Genomic DNA, 12,209 nt, shown 5'->3' on the forward strand with positions numbered 1-12,209 from the left:
GGTTCGGACGATCGAAGCAGGTTAACAGAATAGAACGAGTTAAGGAAGCACGGTGATCTCACAGTGATCGGAAAGTGGAAAGGATGGCCGGCAGCAGCTATTATTTTGGCGGTGATCATGATTTGTGTTATAACGATACTCTACACCCAGCGATCTGCCAAACCGATGCGTGAGGCGGCGGCGGATTCACTATCCGAGGCCGGCATGCTGCCGGGCGAAATCTTTATACGGCGCCAAATGATCAACGAAGACGGGACGCTGAAGACCAATCTGCAGCCCCGTTCAACGGAGAGCAAGGAAACTGCTCAAGGTGCGGAGGCACTATCCGAATCCATCGGATTATGGTTGGCTTATGCGCTTGAGAAGAACGACCAGATGTTGTTTGAACAGAATGTTGATGTTTTAAGTGAACATTTTATGGAAGATGGCGGATGGATATATTGGAAGATCGGGCAGGACGGCCCGGTCACCACGAATGCATTGATTGATGATTTGCGAATTATAGAAGCTTTATACAAGGCATCGGACCGTTGGTCCGTCTCCAAGTATAAGGAGCTGGCCGATGCCATTGCCGGCAGCCTGCTCAAGAACCAGCTGACCGACGAAATCTTTACGGACTTCTATGACCGTGCTTCCCAATGGACAAGTCCGGTTCTAACCTTGTCCTACCTGAGCCCGTCTGCTCTTAAAGAAATGCTGAAGCATGAACGGCTTCCGGAGCCCCTTTATAACAAGGGGATAAAGCTGCTTAGAGATCTTCCGGAGAATAACGGGTTTTTCCCGTTCTCCTATGATGTCAGCACGGAGCAGTATTCTTATAATGACGAGGTCCATTTAATCGATTTGCTGTACGTTATTTATCACCGGGCGCAGGCGGGAATGCGCTCCGATGAGTCGTGGCTTTTTCTTAAGGATGAATTCTATATGCACGAGATGCTGTACGGCAGATATGACGCTGACAGTAAGCACCCTTCCGTCTCTTTCGAATCGCCCGCGGTGTACGGCTTGGCCATTCTGTGCGCTTTAGAGTTCGACGAAGATGAGTTTGCCCAGGACTTGTACTATCGAATGATTCGTTACCAAACGCGGGATCCGGACAGTAAGTGGTATGGCGGTTATGTGGACTATCATACCAACGATACTCATATCTTTGACAACCTTGTCCCGTTATTGGCCGAAAGGAAGATGCTTAATGAAGGGCTTCTACGCTAGAAAGAACTATTATATTATTCAATGCCTGTTAGTGCTGCTGATTATCGTGCTTGGCTGGATAGTAGGCGACTACTCCGGAATTTCGCTATCCGACATGCTGCTCTTCGGGTCGGCTTTGCTCATAGTTATAACTGGGGTTGTCTTTGGCTTGTTGCCCGGCTTGGGGGTCAGTCTTGTAGTTATGTTTCTGTTCGGGACATCACTGATTTGGGCCGCGTTCTTCTCCTCGGCCTCACTGCCCTCCGAGGGAGCGATCGTTCTGTGGATGGTTGTTTTCCTGGCGGCACCGATCATTACCGGACTGCTGCACAAATGGGTTATGACACTGTCTGCCGAGCATAAGGAAATGAGCGATAAATTCGAGCAATTCGTTACGATCGATGAAACGACCGGGTTTGATAATAAACGCCGGTTCTTCTTCGAGCTGGAGGAGGAATTCAACCGGTCGCAGCGTGTGCAGGCTCCATTCTCCCTGTTACTTATTCAAATCAAGTACTACGACAAATTCTGCTCCTTATACGGACAGAAGGAAGCCGATCATCTTATGCAGACTTTATCCGGGATTCTGTGGAATCACACAAGAAGGACCGACCGCAAATTTCGTCTGGAAGAAGACACCTTTGCCATCATCCTAACTAATACTTCGGAAACCAACGTTGATATTGTTATAGAGAAAATAGAGCATTTATGCAAAAATCATGAGCTGATCAACAAGAGGAAGAAGGTAACGCTGACCTTCTCTTTCGGCATTTCTAGCTACAACGAAAGTTTAAGTGATTATATGGAGCTGGTACAGAATGCGAATCATGAGCTTGAGCAATACATTCAATAAAATAATGGTTTGTCTGGCACTGGTCTGTGCGCTCCATATTCTTTGCAGCATTCCGCTGAAAGCCGCCGGAGCCGCCTCTTCCATAAATACGGAGGGGCAGGAACTGAGAAAAATACTGGTCGTGTATTCCACCGAGCAGGGTGAGCCGGACGATTCGGTGCGGATTCTCGATCTGGTGCTGGGGCATTTTACAGCCGACCTTGTCTTTGTCAGTGATGACCAGGTGACTGAAGAAGCGATCCGCGATAGTACGCATGTGGTGTATTACGGCAAAGTATCCCGGAGCTTACCGGAGCAGTGCAGGCAGCTTCTGACAGCATATCGCGGCCCGCTGCTGGTCATTGGAGAAAATATAGAGCAGCTGGCCGGCAGGTTTTCCTTCCTTGAAGTCTTGGGCAAGACGGAAATTAACAAAGTAAGCAAAGACGCTTCCTCCTACCAGCTTCTGGATCAGAACTATCCGGCCATCCAGGTGCTTCTTCGTCAGGGAGAAGCCGTATATCAAGGTTGGAGAGGAGAGTATTCTATTCCTCTGTTGTCTGTACACGAAGGCGACGCCTACTTCGCGACACCCAATCTGGATGCACCCTTTATCCATTTTCTGGGGGAAGGCCTCTATTCTTTCTTTGACGAGAAGCATAAAGGTGAGCGGCTGGCCTACATCCGTCTGGAGGATGTGCATCCCTTCTCCGACCCCAATCTCGTGAAAGAAGCAGGCGAATACCTGGCAGATAAGCAAATTCCTTTCATGATCGCCGTTATCCCCGTCTATACCAATCAGGACACCCATGCGCAGTACCGACTTAAAGATAAACCTGAAATGGTCGAAGTGCTGAGAGATTTGCAGGCACGCGGAGCAAGCATCATCCTTCACGGCTATACGCACCAGTACCGGTCGTCTGAGACCGGAGAAGGCTTCGAGTTCTGGGATGTCGAGAACAACATTCCGATTTCCGGTCCGCCCGATTCGGTAATTGAGGTCAAGCGGCGCCATCATTTTTCCTCCGAAGCACAATATGAAGCCTATTTGAGGGACAGGCTGGAGTTTCAGGAGAGCTATACCCGGGAACGGCTGGAGAAGGGCATCCAGGAGTTAACAGAGCTTGGATTGTATCCGCTTGGCTTCGAGGCCCCCCACTACACTATGAGCCTGGAGGGTTATCGGTGGGTATCGGAATATTTCACTTATCTCCTCGGGCAGACCCAATTGGGGAATGAGGATTGGCATCATATGAGCACCGCCCCTTATGTAACCAGCCCCTCTTTCCTGGGCGGGATGACTTTGCTGCCGGAAACCGTCGGGTATTACGATCCGGAATCGCTGACTCCAATAGGGGACTTTGCCGAAAAATTGGAGCAGATGAGTTTTATAGAGGACGGGATGATCGGAATGTTCTACCACCCGTATCTGGGGGTGAAGGGCCTCAGGGACATGATTGCCTACGCCGAGGAGATACCCGGTCTGCGATGGATCGATATGAAAACATTGGAACATCGCAAATCGGAGAAGTTCTCCGCTGTCGACCGCTCGGACAGACCTTATACGGGGGACAGTTTCTTCTCGAAGTTAGCCGAGTTCTGGGAGGCCGGGACAGTACAGAAGGTTCTGTGGATAGTCACCGCTGTAGTTACGTTCATGGTTATCGCCTTCTTGCTATATACATTGCGGATTCGGCTCAGCTTGCGTAAACAGCTGTTTGAGGAGAGAAGAAATCATGGCTAACACGCTATTCTATATTTCGCTGTCCGTCATCTGGATCATGCTCCTGTACCACATGTTTCTGATGCAAGGAGGCTATCTGCATTATTTGCGTTTCCGGCGGCCCATCAAGCGGTGGGAGCAGAACGGGATTCCTCTGCCCAAGGTCAGCATTCTGATTCCGGCGCATAACGAAGAGGTGGTCATCGAACGAACCCTGAAGGCGATGATTCGGCTCGAGTACCCGAAAGAAAAGCTGGAAATCGTCGTCATCAACGACAACTCTTCAGACCGGACCGGGGAGATTGCCGACAGGTATGCCGCCAAATATCCTTCCGTGAAGGTGGTCCATACTAAACCGCCCCATGCGGGCAAAGGAAAATCAGGAGCGTTGAATCAAGGGCTTAAGCATTCTACCGGCGATATTATTGTCGTATATGATGCGGATAATACCCCGGAGCGCAAGGCAGTGTACTATTTGGTTCTGGCCATGCTGAATGATCCCAAGGCCGGGGTGGTCGTCGGCAAGTTTCGAGTTGTCAATGCGGCACACAATCTTCTCACTCGGTTCATTAATATCGAGACCATATGCTTTCAATGGATGGCCCAGGCCGGCCGGTTCAACTGGTTCAAGGTGACGACCATTCCAGGGACGAATTTTGCCATTCGCAGAAGCCTGATCGAGCAGTTAGGGGGCTGGGACGAGAAAGCACTCGCGGAAGATACCGAGCTGACTATTCGAGTTTATAATAGCGGCTATTATATCCGTTTTTTCCCGGCAGCTATTACCTGGGAGCAGGAGCCGGAAACGTGGAAGGTATGGTGGAAGCAGAGGACAAGGTGGGCACGCGGCAATCAATACGTGGTGCTGAAGTTCGCCGGCAGCTTGTTTTCTTTGCGGAAGAAAAGCATTATGTTCGACATTCTGTATTTCTTCTTTACGTATTTTTTGTTCTTCCTGGGCGTCATTATTTCGGACATGCTGTTTATCATTAACCTCTTTGTCGATTTGCAGCTCAACATCGGTATCGTCGCCATCATTCTGTGGATTCTGGCCTTCTTCTTGTACGTTACGGAAGTCATGATCGCACTGAGTATAGAGAAAACGGAATTTACGCTGAAAAACATACTGATTATTTTGTTCATGTATTTTACCTACTCCCAGCTCTGGATTGTGCTGGTGATGTATGCATTGTTTCTGGAGACCAAACGGGTGCTTCTCCGCGAGGAAACCCGATGGTACAAAACGGAACGCTTTAGCAAAGATAAACAACAAAAAGAAGCCTTGTAGCGGAGAGAAGGATGGGAGAAAGCAAATGGACAAACAGTGGAAGTGGATTAAAGCGGTTGTTATAGCGAGTCTGGTTATAGCTATTATAAAACCGGCAGGGGCGGCTTATGCCGAGGCCGGACAGGCCCCCGTTCCAAGGGAAATCAGCGCCGTCTACCTTCAAGATGCAGCGCCATCGACGACGGCCTCCAATGTATCCGGGACCTCTCCCGGTTACATCTATCGCTTTCTCAGCGAAGCAGTCACCCTGCAAGGGGTCGAGCAGGCGCAAGATTTCTATTATCAAGTTCCTAAAGCGGAACTGGGAGACAACAACTATATTGAGCTGGAATGGCGTCAATCTGACCTGCTGCTTGCCTCTCAATCGACCTTAACGGTTATGGTGGACGATAAGCCGTTAACAAGTGTTCGGTTGGACGGCGAGGAAAATCATGCCCGCATTCCGTTAGGCCCGGAGGAAATGTCGCCCGGGTATCATAAGCTGACGCTGAGCAAGTACAGCGTCATCGCGGACAATTATTGCGTTGACCAGTATAACCCGGCCAACTGGCTGAAAATTACACCGACATCCCATGTCTTCATGGATACCCTATCGAATTGGACTGCTTCGGATTTATTGAAGGATTTCCCGCATCCTTTTATTGAGCAGGGGATGCAGGAGGAAGTGTACGGAGTGATCGTTGTACCGGATCATCCGTCTGCGGAAATAATCGCCTCATCTCTGCAGGTATCCTCCTATTTGTCTTCTCTAACGGCAACGAGGAAGGCAATGCCCATTAAGACGGAATCGGAATGGTTAAGCTCCGCGGAGTTTACCCATGCCTTAGCCATGGGAGGGACAGGTCAATGGAACGGACCCGTTAAGAATATTCTGGACAACCACCCCTTAGAGCTTCAGGGTGAAGAGCTGTCCTTGGACAATTTCTCAGTTACGGACAACCAAACCGGATTGACGAAGCAGATGCTGCTTGTCTCCGCGGAAACCGATCGGGCTATTGCAGATAAAATTCGGGTATTGACCGATTCGAAGCTGGCCAAGCAGTTAACCGGCAACCATCTGATTATCCGGGAAACACCGCAGCCACAGACCGATGCCGGCCCAACCAAACCTTTGACCCTATCTTCTTATGGGTACGGACATGTTTTGTTGGATACCGTACATCCGTCGACCGATCGGTGGACGCTCCGGATTCCTTCTTACTGGAAGCTGACGGGAGAGGCTTCCCTCGAGCTGAAGCTCAAGACTTCGCCGCTACTGACCCACGAGCTGGAGGAGTATAAACGGAACAAGAAAACCCGGAAAGCATCGGCCAATCAACAGGAGAAGGAGGAAGGAAGCATTGCCCTGGGAACCTCCCGCACTGCATTAACGGTAACGATCAACGAAATTCCGACCAGCGTGCCGCTTCAGGGAGGCGAAGGGCAGGATGGCAGCTATACGGTCAGTATTCCTCTTACCAGGTATATTGAGGATCCGGACTTCAACGGGGTATTGGAACTGACCTTTGCAGCCAATATCGTAGAGCCGGAAGAGGTTTGTTATCCGGACCGCAATGGGGGCCGATGGATTTTTATCGATAAGGAAAGCGTTGTTCAGCTTCCCCATGAAATCATCGGGAATGACAGCTTCCAATACTGGCCTGCGCCCTTCGTCAATGATCGCGGGCTCGATCAGACCGCCTTTATTCTGCCTCAGGAGGTCAACGGCTCGACGTTGAAGCAGCTATCCCTGCTGATGAACGAGATGGTTGGCGACACGGGGAATCTGAACCGGCCCGTTGTATTCAGCGAGCCGCTGTCCGCTGATGCGGTTCAATCGTTGAAAGACTTTAATATCGTGCTGTTGGGAGATATCGGCCTGTACCCATCACTGCAGCAGGAGAAGGACAAGCTGAAGCTGCAATCGGAGAACGGCCGGCTGTCCTTGGCGAAATATAACGTAATCGGTGAAACGGCAGAGTATGCCGCCTGGATACAGCCCTCTGTCTGGAATAAGGACAAGCGGATGGCTGTGTTTCAACCGGCCAACGGCCAAGAGGGATTTACGCATCCGCAGCTGCTGCAATTCCTTAAGAATGAGCAAGAGAACCATAGCTTGGTTATCATGAGCCGATCCCAGGAAGTATGGTCCGTTTCGCTGGATCCGCAGCAATCCCAAGGCTCTCAGGGGGAGGAAAGCCCTTCTCCGTCGAAGGGAGCCGGCTTATCGAAGTTTTCTGCATGGCTTCTGGTGCTTCTGCCCGTTCTATTTCTAGTGCTGCTGTTTGTCTTTATCCGATTGTGGAAGAAGCAAAAGAAGAACAACTAACCGACATCGAAATTATGTTCAGAAATTGTTCAGCCTGCTATAGTTAAATAGGATAATACTATACTCTTCGAATGAGATAACACGGTTAGGATAATATAAAGGATGGATTTTAATGGTAATGAGCAAGTCGATGGGCAGGGAACAGAGTCCCGTCCCGGAGTTACAGCAGGGCACCCCGTTGTCCTCATATAAGGACAGCGGAGTGACTTCAGCGGAAATCATGTCCATGATTCATTCTGTTACGGATAAGTGGCTCGAGCAATTGGAAGGGATCCCCGTCATGGTTAAGGTAACCGATCGGGACGGCCATATTACGGGGATTATGGGAGACCCTTCATTAAAGCGGTCAGCCCTCGAATCATCAACTCCCGACCTTACGCCTCTGAAAAGCTATACGGTTCCCCTCCCGGAAGAAGAGGATTTTCAGGGGCTTGGGGCCATCTCTATCGTTACTACGGCTGTGCATGCCCACCCCTTGTTTAACGCCATGCTGGTATCTGCCGTCCAATCCTTGGAAAATGAGATCCGACTGTTAAAGGAATTAAAGGAGGCCGCCAGCCGCTGCAGAATGGCGGATGCCTACCGGCACATGGCCTACCATGACGACTTGACGGGTTTGCCCAATCGGAGACATTTGGCAATGACCATTCCCGAGCTGATAGATAAAGCAAAGTGCAATCAACATATGCTGGCTGTCTTATATCTTGATTTGGACAGATTTAAGCAGGTTAATGACGGGTATGGCCATTCTCAGGGAGATGCCCTTCTTAAGGAAGTCGCGGAAGAGCTTCAGAATGTCCTTCCCCAAGGGGTCGTTGTCAGAATGGGAGGAGATGAATTCACAATCCTGCTTCCCGAGATTGCACAACAGGAAGAGGCGATGCAGGCGGCCGAGAGAGTACTGGGCTGCCTGGACCGGGATGTCAATATAGGAAGCTCCTCCTTCAAGATGTCCGTCAGTATCGGAATTTCCTGCTATCCCCAAGACGGGCTGGAGGCGGAAACGTTATTGGAGCATGCCGACCTGGCCATGTACCAAGCCAAGTCATCAGGCAAGAACCAATACCGGATGTACTCGCCTGCGATGAATCGCAGTCTGGTTCAGCTATCGCTGCAATCCAGGCTGCATAACCCTTCCGGTGCCGGAGCTGCCGTACTAAGGCGCTACCCTACACCTGCGCGGAGCCGAAACCGAAAGCTTTTTTTCCCTAAAGGGCTCCCGTTATAGATCCGCGGTTAAACGGTTAAGGAACGGTGTAAGTGACAGAAAGATGGAGAGCACAATGATGACCGATATAGGCAGACGCAGAAAAATTCGAAGCATTATCAAGCAGTACCCGGAAGTAACCGATTCGGAAATCACCTTCCTGATCCAGGTTATTAAAGAAAAGAAGGTCCACCTGATTGTCAATCGGAACAATCCCATTTTTGTGAAAGATCAGACTAAATACAGAGCCATGATGGACCAATTGAGACGGATCGAAAACCGGCTTCTGTCAGGGGAAGCGGGCGAAGGGGAAGCCATCGCTGAGGTTAAGGAATTCTTTCTGAAATAATTATGCCGTATATGCTGGCTTGGCGAGGCGGAAACGGTTATGATATAGACAACTGAAGGTCAGGTTAACCAAGATAGTAGAGAGGAATCCGAAACGGAAAATCGGAACCGGACCTTGCAACTTCTAGTCAAAAGAAGGATGTTGTCCCCTATGAACAAGACCGATCGACTATTGGCGATCGTGCTGGAGCTTCAGCGCAACGGAATGCAGCGGGCGGAAGATTTGGCTGCCAAATTCGAGACCAGCATACGAACCATTTACCGGGATATGCAGGCTTTGAGTGAAGCCGGTGTTCCGATAGTAGGCGCCCCCGGGCAAGGATATTCTTTGCTTGAGGGGTATTTTTTGCCGCCTATGAGCTTTACCGTGGAGGAGGCCGTCACCTTGCTGATCGGCCTTCATTTCGTTGAGCGCGAGTTTGACGATGATTATCAAGCTAAGGCGTATGCGGCAAGGGGGAAAATCGAAGCCATCCTTCCGGGGACCACTCGCAGGGAAGCGGAGCGGGTGCGGGATGCGTTTAGACTGCTTACGGGTAAAATGTCAGAGGGCAACGGCCGGCGGGAGGAGATGCTCAAGCTGTTGCGCCGCGCTATTCTGGATCAGAGAAGAGTCCGGTTCAATTATAAGAAGCCTGGTCTCGATGTCCGTGTCCGCAAGGTGGACCCTTACGGAATTGTATATATCGGGGGGACGTGGGTGCTCGTTGCTTTCTGCCATCTGCGGCAGGCTCTCCGTCATTTCCGTATGAGCCGTATACGTGATCTGGAATTGCTTGTTGAGGGATTTCGGCGTCCGCCGGATTTCACTCTGCACAGCTATCGGCCTCCGGATGATCGCAGCGTCTTGATAAAGCTCCTTATCCATCATCGCGCCGCGGATAAAGTGAAGGAGAGCGATTATTTCTACATCGAAGAGCTGGAAGACGGCCAGGATGGCCTGCATGTTACGCTTAGAGTCCGCCGGCCCGAGGAGGTCCTGCACTGGATTCTCGGCTGGGGATCGGATGCCGTCGTATTAAGCCCGGAATCATTGCGGCAGAGAGTTCGCGAAGAAGCGGAAAAAATAATTAAACGCTACTGACATACTGCTGTCAGTAGCGTTTTTGTATAGTAAGGGTACTTACACGAAAGGAGCTAAGCATTTATGGACTCTAATCAAATCTTGCAGAGCTTTCAGAAAGTAACCGAACGATATATTCAGGAAATCGAACGGCTGGAGTGGGAGCAAATGCTCCGCAAACCAAGCGAGGATGAATGGTCGCTTGGACAAATGTACATGCATCTGATTAACTCGGCCCTCTATATGCAGTTGAAGAATGCGGAGGCTTGTCTGGATCATTCAACGGCTGCTGCGCCGGCTGAGGAGAAAACGGAGAGAGGTCGTGCGGTATTCGCCCAGGGCAGCTTTCCGCCGATCGCCATTCGCGTGCCTCCTTCTGACCAATATATTCCCCCGCAGCCAGCCGGCAAGGATCAGATCATTGACGGCTTGATGCAGGTCGTAAGCCGGATGCAGGACATTGAGCCTCAATTGAAAGGTGTCTCTCTTGCCTATACGAGGCCGCATCCCGGCTTCGGCGGATTAAATGCGAAGGAATGGTTTTGGCTCGTTGAGATGCACTATCGTCATCACCTTCACCAGCAAGAACGGCTGAAAGCATGGTTGCGTACCGGATGAAGCTTTACAACGGCGGCTGCGAATCAAGGGAAAAGCCCGCAGCCGTTTTTTTCTTGCTTTTTGAAACGGTTAGTGTTAATATAAGGATTAATATACGAAAACACTGGAATTCACATGTTGTAAAGGGTTATCCTTCGTATTGCGGTGCCTTTTCCAATATGTGAATTTTTATTTTCTATCCAGAAATAAAATGATCATGTTAATTTTTAAAGTTTGGAGGCTGTTTGTATGCAAACAGGTACAGTGAAATGGTTTAACGCGGAAAAAGGCTTCGGATTTATCGAAGTGGAGGGCGGCAGCGATGTATTCGTGCATTTCAGCGCGATTACAGGGGAAGGCTTCAAATCGTTGGATGAAGGCCAACGCGTTCAATTCAACGTGGTTCAAGGAAATCGCGGACCGCAAGCTGAGAACGTAGTGAAGCTCTAGGTTAAACCCTTAAACTGCCCTTAACTCCAGTTAGGGGCAGTTTTTCTTATTGTTGCAGGGCCGTATTAGCAGTCGGATGTGGTGGATTTGCCTCCAGAGGCGAGCCTACGCTTTTGCAAAGTCACGGACAAGAAAGTTTGGAAACGACGATACAGCATACTGGTTGTCTGGATTTGGCACGTACGTAACTTCAGAACGGAATGAACGCTTACCTTTATGGCCAAGTGTATGATCCTATAGGGAGGAGTTAGTGAGATGAGCTATCGCAGAAGATTGTCGGAGGACATTCCGGAAGAGGATACCAGAATATGGTCCTGTACCCAACAGGGCTGCAAGGGCTGGATGAGGGATAATTTCGCCTTCGATAGTTCTCCCAGATGCCGGTTGTGTAATGCACCGATGGATATCGGCACAAGGAGGCTCCCACAGTTGATCAATACCAACGGGGACCTTAAAGCTTTGAAGAAAGGCATCTCCATTCAATAATCAACGAGCATGGAAGCCCCGACCGCAGGAGGTCGGGGTTTTGTTATCACTTAGGAATCTTTAAGTTGATTAAAGCGGGCACAAATTCCTGCGGTAATGCATCAATTTTGAACTGATAGGCTCCGTTAAAAGTTATTTTTCCACATAGAAATCATTAAATTCTTACAGAGTTAATATAGCGTAGAACAAAGTTTCCTATTAGACCCCCATGCCGCTGACCGCGGCACCATCAGATGATGAAATGGATGGATTTTCAAGGTAGAATTGAGTTGAATTGCTTCAATAGTGTGAAATTTGAAAACTAAATGGATTTCATACAGTTAGATTTCTATATTCGGAAGAAATATGGAAACTAACTGGAAAACCTACAGTTAGTTTGCGCCAAAACAGCCGTTTCGCCCAAAGCTGCCCATTTTAACTGTAGTTTATCCAGTTAGTTTGATCATTTTCGCCCATTCGCTTGAATCTACCTGTACAAAATACAGTTAGACGTGCCGCTCCGCTTGCAACGATGCCTGCAGACGGTAAAATAGACGGATTTTCAAGGTAGTATAGTAAGCTGCTTTCGAAAGACTGCCACGCTAAGGCCGTAGTATACGAGTGTTGGCGCAACGATAAAATTTCCATCTCCGCTGACGATCGGCAGGTATGTAACTCAACTTTCGCACCTGAAATTCTTGCCTGATGCCAAGTATGACAAGGAGTTAACGGTATAT

12 protein-coding genes are annotated in these 12,209 nt (G+C 49.6%); 11 read left to right on the plus strand and 1 reads right to left on the minus strand.

Annotated elements, in window-relative coordinates:
• The first annotated feature begins 63 nt into the window (after positions 1 to 63).
• The 11 genes from ACFQ03_RS17965 to ACFQ03_RS18015 all read left to right on the plus strand — a co-directional run bounded on the left by ACFQ03_RS17965 (position 64) and on the right by ACFQ03_RS18015 (position 11,493).
• Entirely contained in the window at positions 64 to 1,212 is a 1,149-nt protein-coding gene (locus ACFQ03_RS17965) for a hypothetical protein (protein WP_379289893.1), read from the plus strand.
• Positions 1,193 to 2,044, plus strand: coding sequence for a diguanylate cyclase domain-containing protein (locus tag ACFQ03_RS17970; RefSeq protein ID WP_379289895.1), 852 nt, complete (start codon positions 1,193 to 1,195; stop codon positions 2,042 to 2,044). The genes ACFQ03_RS17965 and ACFQ03_RS17970 overlap by 20 nt, the downstream gene beginning before the upstream one ends.
• Positions 2,010 to 3,767, plus strand: a complete 1,758-nt coding sequence (locus ACFQ03_RS17975) for a DUF2334 domain-containing protein (protein WP_379289897.1) — start codon at positions 2,010 to 2,012, stop codon at positions 3,765 to 3,767. Before ACFQ03_RS17970 ends, ACFQ03_RS17975 begins: the two co-directional genes overlap by 35 nt.
• On the plus strand, positions 3,760 to 5,034 hold the full coding sequence (locus ACFQ03_RS17980) for a glycosyltransferase family 2 protein (RefSeq protein WP_379289899.1): 1,275 nt from the start codon (positions 3,760 to 3,762) through the stop codon (positions 5,032 to 5,034). The genes ACFQ03_RS17975 and ACFQ03_RS17980 overlap by 8 nt, the downstream gene beginning before the upstream one ends.
• 25 nt (positions 5,035 to 5,059) lie before the next feature.
• Positions 5,060 to 7,342 carry a cellulose biosynthesis cyclic di-GMP-binding regulatory protein BcsB gene (locus ACFQ03_RS17985; RefSeq protein WP_379289901.1) on the plus strand — a complete coding sequence of 761 codons (2,283 nt, stop codon included), beginning with the start codon at positions 5,060 to 5,062 and terminating at the stop codon, positions 7,340 to 7,342.
• Positions 7,343 to 7,454: 112 nt separating this feature from the next.
• Entirely contained in the window at positions 7,455 to 8,570 is a 1,116-nt protein-coding gene (locus ACFQ03_RS17990) for a diguanylate cyclase domain-containing protein (protein WP_379289903.1), read from the plus strand.
• A gap of 55 nt (positions 8,571 to 8,625) precedes the next feature.
• Entirely contained in the window at positions 8,626 to 8,898 is a 273-nt protein-coding gene (locus ACFQ03_RS17995; RefSeq protein WP_379289905.1) for a hypothetical protein, read from the plus strand.
• Between the two features lie 150 nt (positions 8,899 to 9,048).
• Positions 9,049 to 9,981 (plus strand): helix-turn-helix transcriptional regulator, encoded by a 933-nt coding sequence (locus ACFQ03_RS18000; protein WP_144940460.1) that lies wholly within the window; start codon positions 9,049 to 9,051, stop codon positions 9,979 to 9,981.
• Between the two features lie 63 nt (positions 9,982 to 10,044).
• Positions 10,045 to 10,578 (plus strand): DinB family protein, encoded by a 534-nt coding sequence (locus ACFQ03_RS18005; protein ID WP_144940458.1) that lies wholly within the window; start codon positions 10,045 to 10,047, stop codon positions 10,576 to 10,578.
• A 228-nt stretch (positions 10,579 to 10,806) separates the two neighbouring features.
• Positions 10,807 to 11,007, plus strand: coding sequence for a cold-shock protein (locus ACFQ03_RS18010; protein ID WP_144940456.1), 201 nt, complete (start codon positions 10,807 to 10,809; stop codon positions 11,005 to 11,007).
• A 255-nt stretch (positions 11,008 to 11,262) separates the two neighbouring features.
• Positions 11,263 to 11,493 carry a cold-shock protein gene (locus ACFQ03_RS18015; protein ID WP_379289908.1) on the plus strand — a complete coding sequence of 77 codons (231 nt, stop codon included), beginning with the start codon at positions 11,263 to 11,265 and terminating at the stop codon, positions 11,491 to 11,493.
• Between the two features lie 414 nt (positions 11,494 to 11,907).
• On the opposite strand, the gene ACFQ03_RS18020 is transcribed toward ACFQ03_RS18015, so the two are convergent.
• A partial coding sequence (locus ACFQ03_RS18020; protein WP_379289910.1) for a hypothetical protein occupies positions 11,908 to 12,209 on the minus strand: 302 nt, incomplete at its 5' end.

This window comes from Paenibacillus residui (assembly GCF_042677205.1).
Taxonomy (GTDB): domain Bacteria; phylum Bacillota; class Bacilli; order Paenibacillales; family NBRC-103111; genus Paenibacillus_L; species Paenibacillus_L residui.

Bases quoted from the DNA above. Each gene is read 5' to 3' on its own strand.
- ACFQ03_RS18010 (WP_144940456.1), top strand. From the start codon at position 10,807: ATGCAAACAGGTACAGTGAAATGGTTTAACGCGGAAAAAGGCTTCGGA.
- ACFQ03_RS17980 (WP_379289899.1), top strand. From the start codon at position 3,760: ATGGCTAACACGCTATTCTATATTTCGCTGTCCGTCATCTGGATCATG.
- ACFQ03_RS17975 (WP_379289897.1), top strand. From the start codon at position 2,010: ATGCGAATCATGAGCTTGAGCAATACATTCAATAAAATAATGGTTTGT.
- ACFQ03_RS18005 (WP_144940458.1), top strand. From the start codon at position 10,045: ATGGACTCTAATCAAATCTTGCAGAGCTTTCAGAAAGTAACCGAACGA.
- ACFQ03_RS17995 (WP_379289905.1), top strand. From the start codon at position 8,626: ATGATGACCGATATAGGCAGACGCAGAAAAATTCGAAGCATTATCAAG.
- ACFQ03_RS18015 (WP_379289908.1), top strand. From the start codon at position 11,263: ATGAGCTATCGCAGAAGATTGTCGGAGGACATTCCGGAAGAGGATACC.
- ACFQ03_RS17990 (WP_379289903.1), top strand. From the start codon at position 7,455: ATGGTAATGAGCAAGTCGATGGGCAGGGAACAGAGTCCCGTCCCGGAG.
- ACFQ03_RS17970 (WP_379289895.1), top strand. From the start codon at position 1,193: ATGAAGGGCTTCTACGCTAGAAAGAACTATTATATTATTCAATGCCTG.
- ACFQ03_RS17985 (WP_379289901.1), top strand. From the start codon at position 5,060: ATGGACAAACAGTGGAAGTGGATTAAAGCGGTTGTTATAGCGAGTCTG.
- ACFQ03_RS18000 (WP_144940460.1), top strand. From the start codon at position 9,049: ATGAACAAGACCGATCGACTATTGGCGATCGTGCTGGAGCTTCAGCGC.